General features: G+C 62.6%; 27 protein-coding genes. 15 read left to right on the forward strand and 12 right to left on the reverse strand.

What is annotated here, in order from left to right; translation table 11 throughout:
• Positions 1-151 precede the first annotated feature (151 nt).
• The 7 genes from C7G61_RS04375 to C7G61_RS04405 all read left to right on the forward strand — a co-directional run bounded on the left by C7G61_RS04375 (position 152) and on the right by C7G61_RS04405 (position 6,196).
• Entirely contained in the window at positions 152-772 is a 621-nt protein-coding gene (locus tag C7G61_RS04375) for a response regulator transcription factor (protein ID WP_108512885.1), read from the forward strand.
• A 33-nt stretch (positions 773-805) separates the two neighbouring features.
• Positions 806-1,651, forward strand: coding sequence for an S-formylglutathione hydrolase (fghA, locus tag C7G61_RS04380; RefSeq protein ID WP_108512886.1), 846 nt, complete (start codon positions 806-808; stop codon positions 1,649-1,651).
• Between the two features lie 106 nt (positions 1,652-1,757).
• Entirely contained in the window at positions 1,758-2,939 is a 1,182-nt protein-coding gene (locus C7G61_RS04385) for an ABC transporter substrate-binding protein (RefSeq protein WP_108513430.1), read from the forward strand.
• 17 nt (positions 2,940-2,956) lie between these two features.
• Positions 2,957-3,928 carry a YVTN family beta-propeller repeat protein gene (locus C7G61_RS04390; RefSeq protein ID WP_244608172.1) on the forward strand — a complete coding sequence of 324 codons (972 nt, stop codon included), beginning with the start codon at positions 2,957-2,959 and terminating at the stop codon, positions 3,926-3,928.
• Positions 3,925-4,746, forward strand: a complete 822-nt coding sequence (locus C7G61_RS04395; protein WP_420836734.1) for an ABC transporter ATP-binding protein — start codon at positions 3,925-3,927, stop codon at positions 4,744-4,746. Before C7G61_RS04390 ends, C7G61_RS04395 begins: the two co-directional genes overlap by 4 nt.
• Positions 4,743-5,591, forward strand: coding sequence for an ABC transporter permease (locus tag C7G61_RS04400; RefSeq protein WP_108512889.1), 849 nt, complete (start codon positions 4,743-4,745; stop codon positions 5,589-5,591). Before C7G61_RS04395 ends, C7G61_RS04400 begins: the two co-directional genes overlap by 4 nt.
• Positions 5,588-6,196 (forward strand): hypothetical protein, encoded by a 609-nt coding sequence (locus C7G61_RS04405; RefSeq protein WP_108512890.1) that lies wholly within the window; start codon positions 5,588-5,590, stop codon positions 6,194-6,196. Before C7G61_RS04400 ends, C7G61_RS04405 begins: the two co-directional genes overlap by 4 nt.
• A gap of 134 nt (positions 6,197-6,330) precedes the next feature.
• On the opposite strand, the gene C7G61_RS04410 is transcribed toward C7G61_RS04405, so the two are convergent.
• Together C7G61_RS04410 and C7G61_RS04415 are read right to left on the reverse strand one after the other, a co-directional pair.
• Positions 6,331-6,906, reverse strand: a complete 576-nt coding sequence (locus C7G61_RS04410; RefSeq protein ID WP_108512891.1) for a PQQ-dependent catabolism-associated CXXCW motif protein — start codon at positions 6,904-6,906, stop codon at positions 6,331-6,333.
• On the reverse strand, positions 6,903-7,787 hold the full coding sequence (locus C7G61_RS04415; protein WP_108513431.1) for a substrate-binding domain-containing protein: 885 nt from the start codon (positions 7,785-7,787) through the stop codon (positions 6,903-6,905). The genes C7G61_RS04410 and C7G61_RS04415 overlap by 4 nt, the downstream gene beginning before the upstream one ends.
• A gap of 209 nt (positions 7,788-7,996) precedes the next feature.
• On the opposite strand from C7G61_RS04415, the gene C7G61_RS04420 reads away from it, so the two are divergent.
• Both C7G61_RS04420 and C7G61_RS04425 read left to right on the forward strand, forming a co-directional pair.
• Positions 7,997-8,920, forward strand: coding sequence for a quinoprotein relay system zinc metallohydrolase 2 (locus tag C7G61_RS04420; RefSeq protein ID WP_108512892.1), 924 nt, complete (start codon positions 7,997-7,999; stop codon positions 8,918-8,920).
• A 56-nt stretch (positions 8,921-8,976) separates the two neighbouring features.
• The gene (locus C7G61_RS04425) at positions 8,977-9,795 is read left to right on the forward strand and encodes a quinoprotein dehydrogenase-associated SoxYZ-like carrier (RefSeq protein ID WP_108512893.1); all 819 of its coding nucleotides are present in this window, start codon (positions 8,977-8,979) and stop codon (positions 9,793-9,795) included.
• A gap of 21 nt (positions 9,796-9,816) precedes the next feature.
• Here C7G61_RS04425 and C7G61_RS04430 read toward each other — a convergent pair whose 3' ends face one another.
• The gene (locus C7G61_RS04430) at positions 9,817-10,176 is read right to left on the reverse strand and encodes a hypothetical protein (RefSeq protein ID WP_108512894.1); all 360 of its coding nucleotides are present in this window, start codon (positions 10,174-10,176) and stop codon (positions 9,817-9,819) included.
• Positions 10,177-10,280: 104 nt separating this feature from the next.
• Here C7G61_RS04430 and C7G61_RS04435 point away from each other — a divergent pair, with 104 nt between their 5' ends.
• Genes C7G61_RS04435 through C7G61_RS04455 form a run of 5 tightly spaced genes read left to right on the forward strand, consistent with a single transcriptional unit; the run spans position 10,281 to position 13,915 of the window.
• Positions 10,281-11,237, forward strand: a complete 957-nt coding sequence (locus C7G61_RS04435; RefSeq protein ID WP_244608173.1) for an ABC transporter substrate-binding protein — start codon at positions 10,281-10,283, stop codon at positions 11,235-11,237.
• A 1-nt stretch (position 11,238) separates the two neighbouring features.
• Positions 11,239-11,976, forward strand: coding sequence for an ABC transporter permease (locus tag C7G61_RS04440; protein WP_108512895.1), 738 nt, complete (start codon positions 11,239-11,241; stop codon positions 11,974-11,976).
• The gene (locus tag C7G61_RS04445; protein ID WP_108512896.1) at positions 11,966-12,694 is read left to right on the forward strand and encodes an ABC transporter ATP-binding protein; all 729 of its coding nucleotides are present in this window, start codon (positions 11,966-11,968) and stop codon (positions 12,692-12,694) included. The genes C7G61_RS04440 and C7G61_RS04445 overlap by 11 nt, the downstream gene beginning before the upstream one ends.
• A gap of 47 nt (positions 12,695-12,741) precedes the next feature.
• The gene (locus C7G61_RS04450; RefSeq protein ID WP_108512897.1) at positions 12,742-13,536 is read left to right on the forward strand and encodes a pentapeptide repeat-containing protein; all 795 of its coding nucleotides are present in this window, start codon (positions 12,742-12,744) and stop codon (positions 13,534-13,536) included.
• Positions 13,537-13,570: 34 nt separating this feature from the next.
• On the forward strand, positions 13,571-13,915 hold the full coding sequence (locus tag C7G61_RS04455) for a hypothetical protein (RefSeq protein ID WP_108513433.1): 345 nt from the start codon (positions 13,571-13,573) through the stop codon (positions 13,913-13,915).
• A 22-nt stretch (positions 13,916-13,937) separates the two neighbouring features.
• Here the strand turns inward: C7G61_RS04455 and C7G61_RS04460 are convergent, their stop codons facing one another.
• From C7G61_RS04460 to C7G61_RS04475, 4 genes are all read right to left on the reverse strand, one after another.
• Positions 13,938-14,174: a hypothetical protein gene (locus C7G61_RS04460; RefSeq protein WP_108512898.1), complete on the reverse strand. Its 237-nt coding sequence runs from the start codon at positions 14,172-14,174 to the stop codon at positions 13,938-13,940.
• A 110-nt stretch (positions 14,175-14,284) separates the two neighbouring features.
• Positions 14,285-15,157, reverse strand: coding sequence for a hypothetical protein (locus C7G61_RS04465; protein ID WP_108512899.1), 873 nt, complete (start codon positions 15,155-15,157; stop codon positions 14,285-14,287).
• 295 nt (positions 15,158-15,452) lie between these two features.
• The gene (pqqA, locus tag C7G61_RS04470; RefSeq protein ID WP_108512900.1) at positions 15,453-15,533 is read right to left on the reverse strand and encodes a pyrroloquinoline quinone precursor peptide PqqA; all 81 of its coding nucleotides are present in this window, start codon (positions 15,531-15,533) and stop codon (positions 15,453-15,455) included.
• A gap of 326 nt (positions 15,534-15,859) precedes the next feature.
• Positions 15,860-16,189, reverse strand: coding sequence for a hypothetical protein (locus tag C7G61_RS04475; protein ID WP_108512901.1), 330 nt, complete (start codon positions 16,187-16,189; stop codon positions 15,860-15,862).
• Between the two features lie 325 nt (positions 16,190-16,514).
• Here C7G61_RS04475 and C7G61_RS44455 point away from each other — a divergent pair, with 325 nt between their 5' ends.
• Positions 16,515-16,673 (forward strand): hypothetical protein, encoded by a 159-nt coding sequence (locus C7G61_RS44455; RefSeq protein WP_190241660.1) that lies wholly within the window; start codon positions 16,515-16,517, stop codon positions 16,671-16,673.
• 83 nt (positions 16,674-16,756) lie between these two features.
• On the opposite strand, the gene C7G61_RS04485 is transcribed toward C7G61_RS44455, so the two are convergent.
• Genes C7G61_RS04485 through C7G61_RS04505 form a run of 5 tightly spaced genes read right to left on the reverse strand, consistent with a single transcriptional unit; the run spans position 16,757 to position 22,200 of the window.
• On the reverse strand, positions 16,757-18,253 hold the full coding sequence (locus C7G61_RS04485; protein WP_108512903.1) for an ABC transporter substrate-binding protein: 1,497 nt from the start codon (positions 18,251-18,253) through the stop codon (positions 16,757-16,759).
• Positions 18,254-18,309: 56 nt separating this feature from the next.
• Positions 18,310-19,338 carry an ABC transporter ATP-binding protein gene (locus C7G61_RS04490; protein ID WP_108513434.1) on the reverse strand — a complete coding sequence of 343 codons (1,029 nt, stop codon included), beginning with the start codon at positions 19,336-19,338 and terminating at the stop codon, positions 18,310-18,312.
• 2 nt (positions 19,339-19,340) lie between these two features.
• Positions 19,341-20,354 carry an ABC transporter ATP-binding protein gene (locus C7G61_RS04495; RefSeq protein WP_108512904.1) on the reverse strand — a complete coding sequence of 338 codons (1,014 nt, stop codon included), beginning with the start codon at positions 20,352-20,354 and terminating at the stop codon, positions 19,341-19,343.
• Between the two features lie 2 nt (positions 20,355-20,356).
• Positions 20,357-21,253: an ABC transporter permease gene (locus C7G61_RS04500; protein WP_108512905.1), complete on the reverse strand. Its 897-nt coding sequence runs from the start codon at positions 21,251-21,253 to the stop codon at positions 20,357-20,359.
• Positions 21,250-22,200 (reverse strand): ABC transporter permease, encoded by a 951-nt coding sequence (locus C7G61_RS04505; RefSeq protein WP_108512906.1) that lies wholly within the window; start codon positions 22,198-22,200, stop codon positions 21,250-21,252. Before C7G61_RS04505 ends, C7G61_RS04500 begins: the two co-directional genes overlap by 4 nt.
• Positions 22,201-22,202 lie beyond the last annotated feature (2 nt).

Genomic DNA, 22,202 nt, shown 5'->3' on the forward strand with positions numbered 1-22,202 from the left:
CCCTCGAGAGGACCGTTGACAGTCGAAAAACCGACGATCAGATTGAAGCGTACAGCAATCTCGCGGGTGTTGCATATTCGACCTCGCGCCAGCGTCAGTATGGCCTGACGCGATGCAGCAACGGAACGGAAGCAGTTCGGGGATCGATGCAATGCGTGTTCTGATCGTCGACGACCATCCCATCGTTGCTTCGGGCTGCCGTACCGTATTTGCCGACGACCCAGAGGTCGTGCTGCTGGAGGCCGCCGACGCTGAAAGCGGCGAACGCGTGTTCGTCACTGAGCGCCCCGACATCTGCGTGATCGATATCAACCTGCCGACCGTGTCGGGGTTCGAACTGGCGCGGCGCATTCTTGCACGCGCCGCTTCCGCTCGGATCATCATGTTCAGCATGAACGACGATCCGGTCTTCGCCGCGCGCGCCATCGACATCGGCGCCAAGGGTTATGTCGCCAAGACCGGCGATCCGCAGGATCTGGTCGAGGCCATTCGTGAAGTCGGCAAGGGCGGGGTCTATCTGCCCTCCGCGATCGCCCGGAGCATCGCATTCGCCGGTCCTGCATTCGCCCGCAGCCCGCTTTCCCGGCTCACCTCGCGGGAGATGGAGATCTTGCGCCTGCTCAGCGCCGGCAAGAGCCTTTCCGAGATCGCGTGGATGGTTCATTCCTCGTACAAGACGGTTGCCAATACGTCCTCGATCATGCGCCAGAAGCTCGGTGTGCGAACGTCCGCCGAACTGGTACGGCTGGCAATTGAAAGCGGCGTGGCGTAAGAGCGTGCCGCGCGGCGCAGGAGTTTTGAGATCATGACCATGCAGACGGTTTCGCTCAACATGTCATACGGCAGAACGCAGGGCGTCTATCGACACGCCAGCCGCGAAACCGGGACCGACATGACTTTCTCGGTCTATGTCCCGCCGCACACCGCCGGCGCCAGGCTGCCGGTGGTCTGGTATCTCTCCGGCCTGACCTGCACCCACGCCAACGTCACGGAAAAGGGTGAATTCCGCAGCGCCTGCGCCGCGCTTGGACTGATCTTCGTTGCGCCCGACACCAGCCCGCGCGGTGAAGGCGTGCCCGGCGATCGCGCCAATGCCTACGACTTTGGGCTAGGCGCCGGCTTCTATGTCGATGCGACGCAGGAGCCGTTCGCGCGCAATTACCGCATGTGGAGCTATGTCACGGAAGAGCTGCCGAAACTGGTCGCCGAGAACTTTCCAGTCGATCCCAATCGACAATCCATCCTCGGCCACTCCATGGGTGGTCACGGCGCACTGACGGCCGCGCTGCGCCATCCCGATCGCTATCGTGCGGCAAGCGCGTTTGCGCCGATCGTCGCGCCCTCGCAGGTGCCGTGGGGCATCAAGGCGCTCGGCGGCTATCTCGGCGACATCAGGCAGGCATGGCGCAAGCACGATACCGTTGCGTTGATCGAGGACGGCGCCAGAGTGTCCGATCTATTGGTCGACTACGGCGATGCCGATCCGTTTCTGACCGAGCAGCTCCGCCCGGAGCTGCTGCAGGCCGCGTGCGAGAAAGCCAGAATCCCCCTCACCTTGCGCCGGCAGCCCGGCTATGACCACAGTTACTACTTCATCTCCACGTTCATGTCCGATCATCTGCGCTGGCACGCGGAGCGCCTGAAGGGCTGAAGCCGCCCCACAGAGAATTGTGGTTGCAAGCCAAAACAATTCGGTCATGGTTCAGGTCAACGGTCCGCCATACGGCGAATTCGAGAAGACCTGTCAGGGAGAAGCCATGTTCCGATGGTTGGTCATTGCGATCGGCTTGGGCGTCGCGGCCAACCCCGTGCTCGCGGCAGACCCGATCGAGATCGGCATCGGCTATCTCGGCCGCGCCGGGGTCAAAGCGAAATTATCACTCGTCGAACTGCCGGCGGAAAACGACGGTTTTGCCGGCGCGCGCCTTTCAATCGAGGACAACAACACCACGGGCAAGTTCCTCAACCAGCATTTCACGCTGGAGGAAGTCCGGCTGAAAGATGGTGAGGATGTCGCGAAGGCCGCGGCGGCCCTCGCCGAGCGCACCGGCTTCATCATTGCCGACCTTTCGGCGGACGATTTGGTGAAGGCCGCCGACGCGCTCCGCGATCGCGGGACGCTGCTATTGAATGCCGGCGCGATCGACGACCGGTTGCGCGAGCAGGACTGTCGCGCCAACGTAATTCACGTCGCGCCGACGCGCTCGATGCTGGCGGATGCGCTCGCCCAGTATCTGGTATGGAAGCAATGGAAGCGCTGGCTGTTCGTCGTCGGCTCGCATGAGCAGGACAGGCTGTACGCCGACGCATTGCGCCGCGCAGCGACGCGCTTCGGCGCCAAGATCGTTCAGGAGCGAACCTTCGAAGATACCGGCGGCGCGCGTCGTACCGATAGCGGCGTCACCTTGATCCAGCGGCAGATGCCGGTATTTACCCAGCAAGCACCGGCCTATGACGTCCTCGTCGCTGCCGATGAAAGCGAGGTGTTCGCATCCTACCTGCCCTACCGCACCTGGGACCCGCGGCCGGTTGCCGGCTCAGCGGGGTTGGTTCCAACCAGTTGGCATGCCGCGCAGGATCAGTGGGGCGCGATCCAGATCCAGAACCGGTTTGCAAAATTAAACTCGCGACACATGACCGCACTGGACATGCAGGCTTGGACGGCCGCGCGTATGATCGGCGAAGCGGCGTCGCGCACGAAGTCTGGCGACCCAAAGGCGGTATCGGCGTTCCTTAAAGGGCCCGACTTTTCTATTGCGGCGTTCAAGGGCCGGCGGCTGACGCTGCGGGACTGGAACCTGCAGCTTCGTCAGCCAATCCTGCTGGTCGATGGACGCATGGTGGTTTCGGTTTCGCCGCAGGAGGGATTTTTGCACCAGGTGTCAGAGCTCGATACGCTTGGCGTCGATCGCCCCGAAACCAAATGCAGGCTGCAATGAAGGAGGATGGATTGCGTATGTGGCGTCATTGCCTGCTTTCCGGAATGGCTTTCCTGCTCGCGACGGCGGCCCCCGCCTCGGCTTTCATCGCCTATGTGTCGAACGAGAAGAGCAACACCGTAACTGTGATCGATACAAACAGTTGGGCTGTCACCAAGACCATCAAGGTCGGCCAGCGGCCGCGCGGCATCGAGTTCACGAGGGACGGAAAGTTTGTCTTCGTGGCCGTCGGCGACGACGACAGCATTCAGGTCATCGACGTTGCCAAGCAGGAGGTCGTCGATACCCTGCCCTCCGGCCCGGACCCAGAACTGTTCGCCCTCGATGCTGACGGCAAGATGCTCTACGTCGCCAACGAAAACGACAATACAGTGACGATCATCGACGTCGAGAAGCGCGCCCGTCTCGGCGAGATCCAGGTCGGCGTCGAGCCGGAGGGCATGGCGATCAGTCCGGACGGTAAAATCCTGATCAATACGTCCGAAACGACCAACATGGCGCATTTCATCGACACCACGACGCGCCAGATCGTCGCCAACGTTTTGGTCGATGCGCGCCCGCGCTTCGCCGAGTTCAAGCGTGACAATTCCGAAGTGTGGGTGTCGTCGGAGATCGGCGGCACCGTTTCGATCATCGATCCGGTCAAGCGGGTGGTGACGGACAAGATCACCTTCAACATTCCAGGCCTGCGGAGCGAAGCCATCCAGCCGGTCGGCATCGGCATGACCAAAGACGGCAAGACCGCTTTCGTCGCGCTCGGCCCTGCCAATCGCATCGCAGTTGTGGATGCCGCCAGCCACAAGGTCACGAAGTATCTGCTGGTGGGTCAGCGGGTGTGGCACATGGCATTCACCCCGGACGAGAAATATCTGATGGTTACCAATGGCGTGTCGAACGACGTCTCGGTGATTGACGTTGCCGCGCAAAAAGTCATCAAGACGATCCAGGTCGGCGAGTTGCCCTGGGGTATCACGATTGCACAGCCATGATGGCCACTGACGCACTTTCCGCCGGTCACGATAAGCGGGACATCCCTTCCCGGCTGGACGCCGCGGAGATTCCTGCGTTGTCGATCGACGACGTCAGCCATTCCTATGGCGCGCGGCAGGCGCTGATCGACATTGGCTTCACCGTCGCACCGGCAAGCTTCACCGCGCTGCTCGGCCTGAACGGCGCCGGCAAGAGCACCCTGTTCTCGTTGATCACGCGGCTGTTCGGAATCCAGCGCGGACATATCGGCATTTTCGGCCATGACGTCGCACAAGCGCCCGGCGAAGCATTGCGGCTGCTCGGCGTGGTGTTTCAGCCCCGCACGCTCGATCTCGACCTTTCGGTGACGCAGAACCTGCTCTATCACGCCGCCTTGCACGGCATCGCCAGGCGCGACGCCCGCGAACGTAGCCGCGAGGTGCTGGCGCGCATCGGCCTCGCCGACCGCGACGGCAGCAAGGTGCGCGACCTCTCCGGCGGCCAGATGCGACGACTGGAAATCGCCCGCGCGCTGCTGCACCGCCCGCGCCTGCTGCTGCTCGACGAGGCAACCGTCGGCCTCGACGTCAAGGCCCGCGCCGACATCCTCAACCACGTCCGCCAGCTCGTTACCGAACAGGGAATAAGCGTGCTGTGGGCAACCCATCTGTTCGACGAGATCGGCTCGAACGATGATCTCATTGTCCTGCATCAGGGCCGGGTACTGGCCCAGGGCAAAGTCGCGCAGGTCATCGCCGATGCCGGCGGCAGCGATATCAACACGGCGTTCATGCGGCTGACCGGCTCCACCGCGCAGAGCGGGAGCCCGGCATCATGACTTCCGCAACCATAGGGCCAATCAGGAGCGGCTTCTCGCTCGCCGAGTATCTCACCTGCCTCAACGGCATCGTTTGGCGCGAGGCGCTTCGCTTCCTGCATCAGCGCGAACGCTTCATCTCGGCGCTGGTGCGGCCTTTGGTATGGCTGTTCATCTTCGCCGCCGGCTTCCGTCAGGTGCTCGGCCTCTCCATCATCCCGCCATACGAAACCTACATCCTGTACGAGGTCTACATCGCGCCCGGCCTGATGGCGATGATCCAGCTCTTCAACGGCATGCAGTCCTCGCTCTCCATGGTCTACGACCGCGAGATGGGCAATATGCGCACCTTGCTGGTGAGCCCGCTGCCGCGATGGTTTCTCCTGTCTTGCAAGCTTCTGGCGGGAACCGCGGTCTCGCTGCTCCAGGTGTATGCCTTCCTGCTGATTGCCTGGTTCTGGGATATCGCGCCGCCGCCGGCCGGCTATCTCACGGTGCTGCCGGCGCTGGTGCTATCAGGCCTGATGCTCGGCGCGCTGGGGATGCTGATCTCCTCCGGCATCAAGCAGCTTGAGAATTTTGCGGGCGTGATGAACTTTGTCATCTTTCCGATGTTCTTCGCTTCTTCAGCGCTCTATCCGCTGTGGCGTATCCTGGAGAGCAGCCCGATGCTTTACTACGTCTGCCTGTTCAATCCGTTCACCCATGCCGTGGAGCTGATACGTTTCGCGCTATATGGGCAAGTGAACTGGATCGCGCTCGCGGTCGTCGGCGGCTGCACGATCGCCTTCATGGTCGGCGCAATTTACGCCTACGATCCATCGCGCGGCCTGATCCGCCGCGGGCCGGCCGGAGGCGAGACATGAAATATCAGACCGCGATCGCAGCATGGTTTGCCGTTACGGCGACGATCGGCGTCGCCCATGCCGATCCGCGCTATCCGGACTGGCCGTGTACCCAGGCCAAGGTACCGGAGATTTCTCTCGCCGCGGTGTGGGCAGGCCCGCCGCTCGACGACGTCTCGGGCAAATGGAAGGACGATGCCAAGGTCAGCGCGCTGGTCGCGAAGCTGGCGGCACGGCGGACCCCGCTCGAGGAAGCACAGAAGGCGATTGCGGAATATCTGAACGGTGCGGCCGACAAGACCGGAAGCGGAAAGCTGCTGTTTGCCGGCCTGTTCGACTCCCTCAATGCTCAACGCTCCCAGGTTCTGAACGGGCTGGAGCGCGTCACCCGCAAGCAGCGCGAGGCGGCGGAGAAAATCCGCAGCGACACGCTTGCCTTGCATGCGTTGCAGGGCGAAACGCCGCCCGACCAGGCCAAGATCGACGACCTCGGCAATCAGCTTGTTTGGCAGACGCGCATCTTCGAGGACCGGCAGCGCGTCATCAAATTCGTCTGCGAGGTGCCGACGGCGATCGACCAGCGGCTGTTCGCGCTCGGACGAACGATTCAGCAGGAAATCGAATAGTAGCCGGCAGGATGAGACCAGATTGGGCCGTGATGGCGGACCATCTCGTGCCCCTAACGCAAGCGGCCTGAGTCCCGCGAGCCGGCGCCTGCTCTACTTTGCATGGGGTTGTTTTCGATATTTTGTGTCCCGCCCTAACGCACCGACGGCGCCGCCTCGCCTGCCCGCGGTTCCGGCTGCGCCTCCATCAGCGCCAGACCGGCCCGTTCCCAGCCATCCGTTCCTTCGGGGTACCACGTAACGTTGGCGTAGCCGTATGTCAGGATTCGCTTTGCCGCGTTCCACGACATCCAGCAATCGGCCTGGCAGTAAACCACGACCAGCGCAGTCGTGTTGCCCGCCGTCGCCCGGTCGAGGCCGCGCCGCAGATAGTCTTCCGTCGCCGCCGCGAGCTTTCCGTAGCCCGTGTCCGGCAGCCACATACTGCCGGGAATGTTGAACCGCGGCTTGTCGCGCCAGACTGTGCCTTGGGGAAGATTTTGCGGCTTCGGCGCGCGGGGCATCACGTCCATGAACACGCCCGTCTTTGCTCGCCAGATCGCCTCGGCTTCCGCGGTCGTCAGAACACGCACGCCGGCAAGGGTCGCGGGAACCGGCGCACGGTAATCCTCCATGCGGTACCCGTCGGGCTCCGGAGGCTTTTCCTGCGCTGATGTCGAGACAATGAAGGCGAATGCCGCAAGGATCAGGCCTGCGAGCGTTTCCTTCATGGCGCTTTCGTTGCCGTCTCCGCGCCGATCGGTCGGTCGTTCTCGTCAAGCAAGGGAACGCCGTAGTCCAGCAATACCTTGTTGATGGCGGGCTGGTTCTCCTGGATCAGGCGGTTCAGCAGCCGCTTCCAGTTCTGGTCGGCCCCGCGCACCCCCATGCCGATCCGAAACGCCAATCGTGGGCCGGTCTTTTCCTTCACCAGAGGCGTGACATGCAGCGGCGGGTTCGCATTCTTCGCATGGAAGCCCGCCATCGGTCCCCACAGGATGCCGGCGTCAATCTTGCCCGCCGTCAGGTCGCTGATCATGGCCTCCGCTGACGAGTCGATGCGCGTATCGACCATCAACTGATAGGGTTTGGCATTCGCCATCAGGCCGTTGACTGCCATGTTCGTGCCAGGCGGCGTGCCGGCCACGATGCCGATATGCTTGCCTTTCAGGCGCTCGTCTTCCAGCGTCGCAACGTCCTCGAGGCCGCTGCCCTTCTTGGCGACCAGTGCATAGGCGGTGCGGTAATAGGGATTGGTACCCTGGACCAGGTCGTCGCCTTGCGGGAAGCCCATGATGACGTCGCAACGATGGGCGCCAAGCGTCATCCGGACGAATCCGGTCGCCTGCGGGAAGTACATGTAGTCCAGCTTCTTGTTCAGCTTCTCGGCGAACAGCTCGGCGAGCTTGTTCTCAAATCCCTCGCCTTTGTCGTTGGAGAACGGCAGATTGTGCGGGTCGGCGCAGACGCGCAACACCTTGGGATCGACGAGCTCGATCGACAGATCGCCGGTTTCCTTGATCTGCGCACGCGCGCAGTCGCGCCCGACGAGTATGGCGAGGACCGCCAATATTGCGATCGCCAGCCAGCGCCTTTGTCCGGCATATGTCATCGAAAGTTGCTGCACTCCGGTCCACCATGGTTGCTTCAGAAAAATATCGGCAACCTCGACGAACCAAGTTCCGTTGAAGCCGCAGATGAGCAAAATGCTATGCTTGTCAATTGGAGCGCGCAACAGGAATAATCCCCGTAGCGGACTTGCCGCCTGTGCTGCGACGCAAACGTCGCTACGATGAAACATGGAATTGCCGAGGCCCAAATATGGCTCATGCCGCATGGATCCTGACTGCGCTCGCGATGCTCGCTACGATGACAACTTCGCGCGCGCAGCAACAGGAGTTGCCCGTCAACTCCATTGCGGATGGCGTATTCGTTCACAACGGCCGAACCGCGCAGATGACACGTGAGAACGACGGTGCGATCGCCAATGTCGGTTTCGTCGTCGGAGAGGATGCAGTCGCGGTGATCGATACCGGCGGCAGCGTCCGCGAGGGACGACGATTGATGGCAGCTATTCGTGCCCGGACCGACAAGCCGATCCGGTACGTCATCAATACGCATGGCCACCCCGATCATTTTTTCGGCAACGGCGCTTTCGTGCAGAACGAAACGACCTTTGTCGGCCACGCGAACCTGCCACGCGCCCTGGCCACGCGCGGACAATTCTATCTCGATGCATTTCGACGTACCATGGGCGACGAGCTGATCGACGAGATACGCATCGTGCCGCCAACGCTGCTCGTCAGCGGCACGCTGCATCTGGATCTTGGCGCACGAACTCTCGTCCTGCGGGCGTGGCCTGCTGCGCATAGCGATTGCGATCTCACGGTGCTCGATGAAAAATCCGGAACCCTGTTTGCGGGCGATCTGGTGTTTCTGGCCCACACGCCCGTGCTGGACGGCAGCATCCGCGGCTGGCTGGGCGTACTCGGCGAACTCGGCGCCCTACCCGCGCTACGCGTGGTTCCCGGTCACGGCCCGGTGAGCGGATGGCCGGCCGCCCTCGCCGACGAGCGCCGCTATCTCCAAACACTGGCCGCAGACATACGCGGGCTCGTCGCTCGCGGCGAGCCGATTGCGGCGGCAGGCACCGCAGCGGGCTCCGAGCGATCCCGATGGGAATTATTCGACGACTTCAACACCCGCAACGCAACCGCAGCATTTTCGGAAATTGAATGGGAATAGCAGGCGCATTGCCCTATATTGTCCTTTCGTTGCTTTCATCCCTGTGAAGGTGGTGCATGCCCGGATCTCTCTTCCGCCTGTTCGGCGTCGCTGGCCTGCTGCTGTTTGGCGCGCCGCTGGCGCTTGCGGCCGAGGCAAACGACCCCTGGCCCGGCCTGGTCCAGGACATCTTCAACAACCGCCCGATGAACGACGGCAACGACGTGATCGGCATCGAAATGCCCACCCGTGCCGAGGACGCCGCTATCGTCCCGGTGACCTTGCGAACGAAGCTGTCGCCCGGCGACAGCAGGCAGGTGCTGAGCATTACGCTGGTCATCGACCAGAACCCTGCGCCGATGGCGGCCAAATTCCAGCTCGGGCCGGACGCCAAAGTGTCTGAGATCTCCACCCGTGTTCGCGTCAACAATTACACCGATGTTCATGCGGTGGCCGAACTCAGCGACGGCAAACTGTACATGACCAAGACCTATGTAAAGGCATCCGGCGGCTGCTCGGCGCCTGCCGCCAAGAACGCCGATGAGGCCAAAGGCAGGCTCGGCCAGATGCGCTACCGGCAGTTCGCAAAAACCGGCGAAGGCCCCGTCAGCGGCGCGCGCGAAGCCCAGATCATGATCGGGCATCCCAACAATTCCGGCCTGCAGATGGACCAGGTCACGCACCTCTATGTCCCGGCCTTCTTCGTCAACGAACTGCGGATTTGGCAGGACGATAGCCTGGTGTTGACGATGGAAGGCGGCATTTCGATTTCGGAAGATCCCAATATCAGGTTCACCTACGTGTCGAATGGCGCGAAACATTTACGCGCCGAGGCCAAGGATACCGAGGGACACGTCTTCCAGCGCGAATGGAAGATCGATGATTCCGGGATTTGACTCAGGCCCGCGTGCAGCGGCTCAGAAACAGCGCACTTCCGCTTCGGCCTGGGCCCGCCTGAGCTCGTTGAGCGCATTTGCCGCCTGCTCCGACGTGCGGAACGGGCCGCCCATATCGCCCCGCACCTGCGACAGGCTGAGCACGGTTTCGGCCGTGACATAGCGATCATAGGGCACGAGCGAAGCGATAACGTCGATCGAACAGGAGCATTGCTCGATCGACTGCCGGCTCTCGCCGTTCGCTTTCAAACAGCCAAACGCGTATTCGACGCGCGTCGACGTCGGATAATCGTTGAAGTCCTGGGCGCGCGTGACCGCTGTCATCGTCAACAGCGCCGTCGACACGGCGACAATAGGTCGTACCAATCCGACAAGCGTCATCGTCTTCCTCCCGCTGGTAATTGTGGAAGCTATGCTATGACTGTCCCACAGAAAAGCGGATGTTCGAGGAAACGGCTCAAGGCACCATGAAGTTTTTTGTTCGCATGCTGCTCGCTACGATTGTTTCGGTCTCGCTCGGCACGCGCTGCAGCGCCGAGGTTTTGCGCGTTGCGGTGCAGAAGACCGGAACATTCGCCTGGGAACTCGCTGTCATCCGCGCGCACGGCCTCGACAAGCAGGCCAACCTTTCGGTTCAGGTTCTCGAACTGGCGAGCCCCGAGGCGGGCAAGATCGCGCTTCGCGCCGGGAACGCCGACATTGTGGTCACCGACTGGCTTTGGGTATCGCGCGAACGCGGGCTTGGCGCCAAGCTGACATTCTATCCTTATTCGAGCGCGCTCGGCGCCGTGATGGTGCCTGCCCCATCACCGATCCAGACCCTGGCCGATCTCAAGGGCCGCAAGCTCGCCGTCGCCGGTGGCCCGATCGACAAGAGCTGGCTGCTGCTGCTGGCGTGGTTGAAGCAAGGGGGAATCGACCTGAAGTCGGAGGCGACAATCGCCTACGGCGCACCACCGCTGCTGGCTGCGAAGACGCTCAGCGGAGAAATGGATGCGACCTTAAACTACTGGAATTTCTGCGCCGTGCTGGAAGCGAAGGGCTTCCGCCGGGTCGCCGGCATTGAAGATCTGCTGCCGAAACTCGGCGCCAAAGGCCGCACCGCGATGATCGGCTACGTCTTCGACGAAAAATGGGCGAACGCAAACCAGGACAAGATTGCCCGCTTCATCGCCATGACCCGCGCGGCAAAGGAGATCCTGTCGACCTCGGATGCGGAATGGGAGAAAATTGCGCCCCTGACCGGTGCTCCCGATGCCGCAACGCTGCGCGCCTATCGCGATCGCTATCGGGAGGGAATTCCGCGCCGCCCGGTCGCGGACGAAGAAGCCGACGCACGCATTCTCTACCGCGTGCTGGCTGAGATCGGCGGCCGCGAACTTGTCGGACCGGCGCCCGAACTCGATTCCGGAACATTCTATCACGCGATTCCGGGAGGCTGAGGTGCCGCGCCTGCTGTCATTCGCCGTGCTCCTCGCAACCTGGTGGATAGGCTCGCTGCTTGCCGGTGACGCGAAACTGCCACCTCCCCCCACCGTGCTCGCGGTCATGATTGCGGAAGCAAGATCGGGTAATTTGTTCTTCCATCTCGGCGTGACATTGGCGCGCGTTGCGCTCGCCTTCACGCTGGCGATGTCGTTGGGCGCCGCGATTGGATATTTGATGGGTCGGGTACGGCTTGCCGACCGGCTGGGCGACCCCTGGCTGATCCTGCTGCTCAATCTGCCAGCGCTCGTGGTCATCGTGCTCGCCTACATCTGGGCTGGATTGACTGAAGTCGCCGCAATTGCGGCAATCGCCATCAACAAGCTCCCGACCGCCGTCGTTACACTGCGCGAGGGGGCGCGCGCCCTCGATGCGGCGCTCGACGAAATGGCGACTGTATTTGCGTTGTCGCGCTGGAAGAAATTCCGGCACGTTATTTTGCCGCAACTGTCGCCCTACATTGCAGCCGCCGCACGATCAGGGCTTTCCCTGGTCTGGAAGATCGTCCTTGTTGCGGAGTTACTCGGACGTCCGAACGGGGTTGGTTTCGAGATTGGCGTGGCGTTCCAGCTGTTCGACATTCCGCTATTGCTGGCCTATTCACTGAGCTTCGCTGTGGTCGTGCTCCTCATTGAAACCGTGTTGGTGCAGCCGTTTGAGGCCCGGTTATCCCGGTGGCGTCCCCGTGCGGCTTGAGGTCGATATCGCCAGCAAGACGTTCAAGAACGCGGCGGGCGAGCAGCACGACGTGATCGCCGGCGTGGCCTTTGCGCTTGATGCCGGAGAGGTAGGCGTCCTTGTCGGTCCATCCGGCTGCGGCAAGAGTACGATGCTCAGGATTCTCGCCGGCCTCGACCACGACTTTCAAGGGCGCGTCTCGCGCCCCGCTGGCGCGCGAGTAGGCTTCGTCTTTCAGGAGCCACGGCTGCTGCCCTGGCGGTCGGTCGAAGAAAATGTGCGGCTTGCTGCGCCCCTGGCCGATGAAGCGAAGCTTTCAGCCCTCTTCGGAACTCTCGAACTGAAAGCGCATCGTAATCACTTTCCCGGCGAACTATCGCTAGGTCTGGCCCGGCGCGTTGCGCTCGCCCGTGCGTTCGCCGTCGACCCGGAATTCCTCATTCTCGATGAACCGCTGGCCTCGCTCGATGCCGCCCTCGCCGCCCGTCTGCGCGATGAGATTGCCATCTTGATGGACGGCCGTTCCATGATAACGCTGCTGGTCACCCATGACGTGGACGACGCGGTTCGTCTGGGCGACCGCCTGTTCCTGCTCTCGCCGCGACCGGCTCGGATTCTCGCCGAGCTGCCTATCCGCACACCGCGCAGCAAGCGCGGCGACGCCGAGATCGCCGCGATCAAGTTGGACGTCATGCGGCGGATCAACGGCGCTCCCGCCGAGCGGGATGCCTCATAGGCATTGCCAGAGACCGGTGCTAACATGCAGCATCGACGGGGTTGGAGATGAAACGCTCGATCGGAACCGCAACGCTCGGTCTCGCGCTTCTGACCATAACGGCAACGGCGCAGGACATGATGCGTCATGTGGACCTGTCGTCGCCCGACATGGTCTCTGCCGAAATGACCCGCGCCGAGGTCGAGGCAGCGCTCGCTGCGGCGACCATCGCCGCGCCCGCCGATTTCACGGGAAAGAGATTATCCGGCCTCGACCTCTCCGGGCTCAATTTGTCCGGCGCAATTTTCCGCGCGGCACGGCTCAACAAGACAAAGCTCGCCGGCGCCAGGCTCGACCGTGCCATCCTCGACCAGGCATGGCTGCTGGAGGCGGACCTGACCGGTGCCAGCCTGAAGGGCGCAAACCTGTTCGCCTCGCAGATGCCTCGCGCCCGCCTCGACGGCGCCGATCTCTCAGGCGCGCGCATCGCCGCCGATCTCACCGGCGCCAGCCTCGTCGGAGCCTCGATCGCGGGCGCGAATTTGGGCGCCGACATGCGTAACCAGTCGATGGGCCTGATGCGCGCAATACTGAAATCCGCCAATCTGGAACGGCTGAATGCGCGCGGCGCCGACCTGTCCCGCGTCGATCTCGAATTTGCCGCGCTGGAGGGTAGCGACCTCACGGGCGCTTCTCTCAAAGGAGCCCAGCTCGGGGGAGCCGACTTGACCGGTATCACCGTCATCGATACCGATTTCGATGGTGCCGATCTCGATTCAGCCAGGTTGATCGCCCCAATCGGCCTCGACCGGGCGAAAAACTTCGATAAAGCAAAAAATCGAGACCGGCTGATAAAGCAATGACTGCTCTAGACATTCCGCGATGAAGGACTGCCCGATGCGATGGATCCTGGCTTTGGTGGCGCTGTTGTCAGCGAGCGTCAATGAACTGGCCGCGCAAGGAAAAGGCATCCGATTGTGGAATCTGACCACCGCGACTATTTCGGAGTTTCAGCTTTCCCCGGCCGGAAAGAGCGACTGGGGCCCCAACCAGACCCTGAACGACAAGGACAAGGAAGTTGATCACGACGAGCGCCTGCGTATCACGGGGGTACAGCCGGGACGCTATGACGCCAAGGTCGGCTATCGCGGCGCAAAGCACTGCTTCGTTCGCGACATTGAAATCAAGGCTGACGCCGTGTTTTCGGTCGCAGACAAGGATTTGAAAGACTGCAACAAGTAGCCGCCTACGACCGGGCGAATATTCAGCCGAGAGACCACACGGCCTCTCCAGAAGCCTTTTGGTTGTTGCGGGGGTATTCGCAACGCCATTTGACCGCGGTCCATTTCGGATGTTCGCCCACCCACTGGGCGATATAGGGCTGCGCGGCCATGGCACATTGCCGCAACGAAACATCTGAAGAAAACACCAGATGGGTTTCCTCGCAGGTGGCCGGCGAGAGCACCGCACAGACGGTCACGATCAAATCTATAGGGGTCATGCTCGATATCCCTTGAATTGCTCCCGAATAGATAACGCAAAAGCTACGGTAAGGGGCGGCGTAAAGTTTCACTACCCCGTGAAAAGTCGGAACCCGGCCGCGCGTCAACCCTAAAAGTTAACGCCAAATACCAGCCGCGCCTGATGGCGTTCGAAATTGACGAGATCAAGGCTGGCAATTGACCCGGCCGGACGCCCCCACGCCTGAACGCTCCAGCTTGCGGTCAGCCGCGAGCGTTTCGACAATTGGAAATAGGCGGTTGGACCGACAAACAACGCCTGTCCTGCCAGTTCCTCCAGGCCGATCCCCTCATATTTCCGCAGGTAACGCGCTTCACCGCCCAACAGGAAACCGGGATGCAACTGCGCCATTAGCCCAAGCGCCGCACCTGCGGTGGATTCCCGCTCCATCACGCCACTGCCGACAAGCCGCGTCCACTCCGGTTCGTAGATCAGGTTGAACGCCGCGACGACGCGGTTCGGCACGAGCTCCCGGTCGAACGCCAGCCTGAATTCCGTTCCGAAGCTCCGGACCCTTTCTGCCGTTGTCTCATCAATCCGATGAGCATGCGCTTCCGTCGCGAAAGTGAGCCCGAATGGGGCCGTTTCCCGATCGAGAAAGCGGTAGCGCAAATCGACGGACCCGCCCTGCCACGACATCCGGCGCTGGTCGTCAAGACCTGGTACGCCATTGATCAGATGTGACGCGAACGCGCTCCCGATCTCGATTCGAAAATTCTGGACCGGCACAAACTCAAGCTCGAACTCTTGGCCGACGGCCCGATAACGCCCGCCGTTCCTGCCGAAGCGGCCAGTCGTCTCGCTTTGAAACTCCCGTTCGCCGACATTGCCGACATCGGTACCGATCATGAAGCCGAACAGATGCTCGGTATCGATGCCCTCGGCGTGGGCGCAGGCCGACAGCAGCGCTGCAAGAGATACGACCGCCGCCTGGAAGGCCTTTGCACGCGTAGATATTCGCATTCAGCGGGTCATGGGGTTGAAACGGGTAACTCCGGCGGCGTCAGCCGAGAACATACCCTAGCATGGTGCGGGGACCATGGGCGAGCCATGCGAACATGTGGGAGAGAGGAATCAGGACCGGATCGCCTTCCGGTGGCCGTCTACAGGGGGTCCTGTCCACTTTGGCAGGATCCGCGCCCTGCTCTTGCTGCAAGCAGTGGAGAACTTCCAGGGATCATACAGCTTGGAATCGTACAGCTTGCCCGGCCCGCAGCAACAAGCTGTTGCCGGAGCCGGGCAGACCGTTTCGACGCGCCTATTGACGCGCCGCGCAGGCGTACATGTTAATTTCCATGCCCACCGGCACTTCCACAATCTTCGGAGTTTTCCAACTCATCAGGGTTTCTCCCAAGCAGTGCTGGCACGACATTCGTGCCGGCACCAAAACTAGGTTGACCTCGAACGTAGCGCAAGCTCGGAACATCAGACATTGACGGCATACCGGCGCATCTGACGCCGGAAACTTCCCTCTTGGGCAAAGCCACTTCGCTCTTGGACAAGGCAAACAAGCGAAAGCGACGAATCGACGTATACGTCGCGCCGGTCACGATTGGCGAATTCGGTTCGCCTGACAAAAACTGTCTGTTGCAGTCGGACACTTCGGGGGGTGTCGGAGAGCCGGCCGAAGCGCCGACAATCCGACACCGCCTCGGCTACACGCCCTCAGCAATCCTTGTCTGCGTCTGCCGTCTTGCTGTCCGCTTTGGCGCCTTCGGCCTGCTGTGCCGCCGTTGGTTCGCCCTGCATCTGCCGCTGCGTATCCTGCGAAGACGCCGCAACGTCTCCGGTCTTTTGATTCATCGTTTCGGTCGGTGGATGTCGATCGGTGCTGCTGGCCATACCCGTCGTCTGGCTGTCACCCATCTTGGCCGGTCCGGAGCCTGCATCCTTCAAGTTGGCGGCACGGCTCGTATCACAGGGACCAGCCAATGCTGCGCCGGTGCTCAAAACCAGGACGGAGCAACCAGCAATCATGAGCTGTTTCATTTTCATCTGTCTCACTCCTGCTCTCGTGAAGTACGCACGACATGATGAGAGGCAACCGACCCGCTGCCTGCAGGTTCCGGGTGGCTACGCGAATCTCGGCATGTTTAATCTGACGTCCGGGTTTTTGGTGAGGACAGCCGATGGAACCGATTCACAGAGGGTTGATCAGTTTTCTTTTCGCGGTGTGCTTTGCGTCGGGGGCCTTTGCGCAGGACAGGCAGCCTGACCAAACCGCACCAAAGGCCGAGACCGCTGATCCCGCCAACGGGCCGTCACTGACCGGAAAAGAGCGCATGGGCAAGAAGTGGATGGACGAGCAACGGATCGACAATTGCAACGTGCCGATCGACAAGCGCGGGAGCAGACCACGATCGAGCACCTGCCCGCATGTTCCGTCGGGATGATCGGCGACGACGGTGCAACGCCACGGCTGCGCAATGTGATCCAGCGCCGTCGCGCTGTCCGCGACACGACGACACCGACCGACTGAACTCAAGCAGTGCCACGGTTCAGCCGTGCGATGGAAGCCAAAGCAGCGGCGGGCTCGTGCCCGCCGCGGTTAATCCCAGGCGGCTAATCCCAGGACCAGGCGGATAAGTCGTTCTCGAATTGCGGGACTTCCTTCCACACGCCCTTCAGCTTCTTGTTCGCGATAGTGATCCATTGCGGCTGGAACAGGAAGCCGGCGACCGCGTCGGTCGCCAGCATGCGCTGTGCGTCGCCGAGCAGTTTGGCGCGCTCGGCCTCGGCCGGTGTTGCCCTGATCTGCTGGTAGAGCGCGTTGAAAGCCTCGTTGTTATAACCGAGATAATAGTCGGACTCGGTTATCTTCACGAGATCGAACGGCTCGACATGCGAGACGATGGTGAGATCGAAATTGTGCGGACCGTTGCCGGCAAACACCTGCGACAGCCACTGCGCCCATTCGACGTTCTCGATCTTGGCAATGATGCCGACCTTGGCGAGCTGGGCTGCGAGGACTTCGCCGCCCTGCCGCGCGTAAGGCGGCGGCGGCAGCTTGAGGCTGAGCTCCAGCGGCGTCTTCACGCCCGCTTCCGCCAGCAGCTTCTTGGCCTTTTCGGGATCGTAGGGATTGATGCCTGTCGTGTCGACATAGCCCAGCGATCCCGGCGTGTAGAAGCTGCCGATCGGCGCGCCAAAGCCATCGACGGCGCCGTCGATCATCGCCTTGCGATCGATGGCAGCGAGAATGGCGCGGCGAACCCGCACATCGTCGAGCGGCTTCTTCCGTTCGTTGATGCCGACGATGGTCTTGGCCCTGGAGCCGCCGATCAACACGTTGAAGCGCGGATCGGCCTTGAACTGCGCCACGCTGCGCGCCACTGCGGCGCGCGGAAATGCGTCGATGTCGCCCGACAGCAGCGCCGCGACCTGCGCGGAGGGATCGCTGATGAAGCGGATGGTCACCTTGGAAAGCTTGATCGCGGCGGCGTTGCGATAATCCGGCCATTTGTTCAGGGTGATCGACGATCCCTTGGCCCAGGCGCCGAGCGTATAGGGTCCGGTGCCGACCGGCTGCGTCGCGTTGGTCGGCGCGCTCTTCGGCTCGACGATCGAGCCGCCCGCCTGACCGAGCAGGAACGGCAGGTTCGGTTCGGAATATTTGAGCACGACCACGATCGTCTCCGCATCGGGCGCGGTGACCTGCTCAAACGCCTGGTACAGGCTCTTGTCCTTGTTGGTGCTGGTCGGCACCGCGTTGCGATCATAGGAGAACTTTACCGCCGCGGAATCGAACGGCTCGCCGTTATGGAATTTGACGCCCTTGCGGAGCTTGAACGTATAGGTCTTCAGGTCGGCCGACGCCTGCCAGCTCTCGGCGAGCAACGGCGATACCGAACCGTCCTCGTTGACCTTGGTCAACGTCTCATAGAGGTTATAGAGCGTGACCTCGGCAATCGCCGCCGCCGCCGCGTTGGTGGGATCGAGCCCCGGCGGCTCCAGCCCCATGCCCATGACGACGCTGTCCTTCTTGCCCTGCGCCAGGCTCGGCAGCGGCGTTGCGGCGAACGCGGCGATAAGTGCAAAAACGGCTAGCTTCCTAAACATTCGCTTGCTCCCCTGAGATATCGCGTGACCAGCCTAAGCCAGTCCCGCACAAAAGACTAACTCTCCTCCGACGACACCGGAGGCAATGCCATCACGGCCTCAGCGTGATGGCACGCTGCAAGGTGCGCCATGCCGAAATTGCGCAGCGCCGGTGCGGTGTCGCGGCAATGCTGGTCGGCCAGTGGACAGCGCGATGCGTAGGCGCATCCTGTCGCGCCGGTCGACTGGGAGGCAATCGACTGGGCGCCGCGGCGGCGGCGTACCCCACCGGCGCGGGCCCGCGGCACGGCCTCAAGCAGCGCGCGCGTATAGGGGTGGGCGCAGTGCGCGAACAGATCTTCCGGCCGGCCCTGCTCGACGATCCGGCCGAGATACATCACCGCGATCTCGTCGCAGAGATAATCCACCACCGCCAGATCGTGGCTGATCAGGATGTAGCTCAATCCAAACTCATCCTGCAGGTCTTGCAGGAGATTGAGCACCTGCGCCTGCACGGAGACATCGAGTGCGCTGACCGGCTCGTCGGCGACAATCAGTTTTGGCTGGGTGATCAGCGCACGCGCGATCGCGATGCGCTGGCGCTGGCCGCCGGAAAATTCATGCGGGAACTTGTCCATGTCGGCGTCGCGCAGGCCGACCTGGCGCAGCACGCCGGCAACGCGCTGACGCAGCGCGGCGCGATCCATGCGCCCGAGCGCGGTCAAAGGCTCCGCGACGATACGCGCAATGGTCTGTCGTGGGTCCAGCGAGCCATAGGGATCCTGAAATACCATCTGGAAATCACGCCGGGCGCGGCGCAACTCGGCAGCCGGCATCCGGTGCAGGTCACGGCCCATCAGCGACACCGATCCCGACGACGGCTGTTCCAGCGCCATCACCAGCCTCGCGAAGGTCGACTTGCCCGATCCGGACTCGCCAACCACGCCGAGGCTTCGGCCCGCCATCACCTGCGCGGTGACGCCGTTGAGCGCATGCACCTGCCCGGCCGGCTTGAACACGCTTTCGCGCGGCAGTGTGTAGCGCTGGGCCAGATCCTTGACCTCGAGCAGCGGCAGTTCGGCGGATGGTGACGCCTGGTCCAGCATGGTCATGCACTCAAAACTCCGGCCGCCTCAGCCATCGAAACATCCGTCCTGAGGCAGCGCACGCCGTGGCCGGCGCCGACGTCCACCGCGGCCGGCAACGCCACGCGGCAACGGTCTTCGACGATCGCGCAACGGTCCGCAAAGGTGCATCCCGAGGGCAGATCGGCAAGTTCGGGCACGGTGCCGGCGATGGTCTGCAGCCGGGTCCCCTTCCGCGCACCGAGGCGCGGGCGAGCGCGAAACAGGCCCTGCGTATAGGGATGCCCCATGCGCGTGAACACGGCATTCGTCGCGCCGCTCTCAACGACAGTGCCGCCATACATCACCATCATACGCTGCACATTCTCGGCGATGACGCCAAGATCGTGCGAGATCAGAACCATCGACATGCCGCGCTCGGCAACGAGGTCTGCGATCAGGTCGAGGATCTGTCCCTGGATGGTGACGTCGAGCGCGGTGGTCGGCTCATCGGCGATCAGCACGTCGGGCTGGCAGGCCAGCGCCATGGCAATAGTGACGCGCTGCCGCTGGCCGCCGGAGAACTGGTGCGGATAGGCATCGACGCGTTTCGCCGCATCGGGAAGCCCGACACGATCGAGCAAGGCGATGGCTTCCTTGCGGGCCTCTGCCGCCGAGCAATTGGTGTGGCGCCGCAACGGCTCGGCCACCTGACGGCCGATCGTGTGCATCGGATTGAGCGCGGTCATCGGCTCCTGGAAGATCATGCTGATGCGATTGCCGCGCAGCTTGCAGTAATTCGTATCCGACAGGCCCACCAGCTCGCTGCCATCGAGCCGGATGCTGCCGCTGACGACGGCGCTGTCGGGCAGCAGGCCCATTAGCGCGAGCGCGGTGACGGACTTGCCGCAGCCGGATTCGCCGACGAGGCCCAGGGTCTCGCCACGCTTCAGCGCGAAGCTGACGCCACGAACGGCCTGCGCGGGCCCGCGGCTGGTGTTGAGCCGGACGCCGAGATCCCGGACTTCGATCAGAGGTGCGTTGGCGGACCCGCTCATGTTCAACGCTCCCGCGCCAGCCGGGGATCGAGCAGATCGCGCAATCCGTCGCCGAGCAGATTGAGACCAAGCACGGCGACGGCGATCGCAGCGCCCGGATAGACCGCGAGCATCGGTGACTGGAACAGCAGTGTCTGCGCGTCGTTCAGCATGCGGCCCCAGGACGGCTGCGGCGGCTGCGTGCCGAGCCCGAGATAGGACAGCGCCGCTTCGGCCAGGATCGCGAGTGCGAACTGGATCGTCCCCTGCACGATCAGGATCGGCAGGACGTTCGGCAGCACGTGCTCGATAGTGATGCGGAAGCCACCCTTGCCGGAGGCGCGCGCCGCCAGCACGAACTCCCGCGCCCAGATCGCATTGGCCGATCCACGGGTCAGCCGGACCAGGGTTGGAATCTGGAAGATGCCGATGGCGATGATCGAGGTCACCATGCCCGGGCCGGCGACGGCTGCCAGCATGATGGCCGAGAGCACCGCCGGAAACGCGAAGGTGAAATCGCTCATCCGCATGATGAGCTCTTCGGTCCAGCCCTTGCGCGCGGCGGCGATCAGCCCGAGGCACACCCCGAAGGTGAGGCCGATCCCGACGGCGATTATGCCGACCATGATGGTGGAGCGGGCGCCGACCAGCAGCAGCGAGACGATATCGCGGCCAAGCACATCGGTGCCGAGCCAGTGCGCCGCCGACGGTGGCCGCAGCTTGGCGGCCACGTCGATTTCATAGGCCGACCACGGCGTCCAGACCAGCGACAGCAAGGCGGCGCAGAGCACCATCAGGCTGAGCGTGCCGCCCGCAACGAAGCTGCGATGGCGCAGCGCGCGGCGCCAGAACCCGTTCGCGAGCCGCGGACGCGCGGTGGTGGCCGCAACCTCGACTGAGGCGCCCAGCGGGGTGCTCATAGGTTATGTACCTTGATGCGCGGATCGATGAAGGCATAGAGCACATCGACCACGAAGTTCACGATGACGACCACGGCCGCCAGCAGCATCACGCAGTTGCGCACCACGATCAGGTCGCGATTGGCGATCGACTGGAAGATCAGCCGGCCGAGACCCGGCAGATAGAACACGTTCTCGATCACGATCGTGCCCGCCAGCAGGTTGGCGAATTGCAGGCCCATCACCGTCATGACAGGGATCATCGCATTGCGCAGCACGTGCCGCCACAATACGTCGCGCCTGCTCAAGCCCTTGGCGCGCGCGGTGCGCACAAAATCCTCGCGCAGCACCTCGAGCACCGCGGAGCGCGTGACGCGAGCGAGGATCGCCGCCTGCACCACCGATAACGAGATCGCAGGCAACAGCAGCGACTTGATCCCGGCAATGATGCTTTCGTCCCAGCCCGCAAATCCGCCGGCCGAAAGCCATTGCAGCTTCACCGCGAACAACAGGATAAGCAGGATGGCGAACCAGAAGTTGGGAAGCGCTATGCCGAACTGCGTCAGTGACATCACGCCCACATCGCCGAGCTTGTTGTGATTTGCCGCCGTATAGATGCCGGCGGACAGGGCCAGCACAACCGTCATGGACATGGACATGATCGCCAATGGAATTGTCAGCGTGAGACGCTCGGCGATCAATCCTGCAACAGGCGTGCCATAGGCATAGCTGTTGCCGAGATCGCCCGTCAGCATCCCCGCGATCCAATGGACATACCGATAGTGCAACGGTTGATCCAGCCCGAGCTTGACCGTCAGCGCCCGGACGGCATCGGGCGAAGCATCTGCGCCCATCAGCATCTGCGCGGCGTTGCCGGGCAAGGCATCCAGAACCAGAAAGATAATCAGCGACGCGCCGACCAGCGTCGCTATCAGCGTCAGAAAGCGGCGGAAAATGAAGACGCTCAAGT

The organism is Bradyrhizobium algeriense (assembly GCF_003062295.1).
GTDB lineage: Bacteria > Pseudomonadota > Alphaproteobacteria > Rhizobiales > Xanthobacteraceae > Bradyrhizobium > Bradyrhizobium algeriense.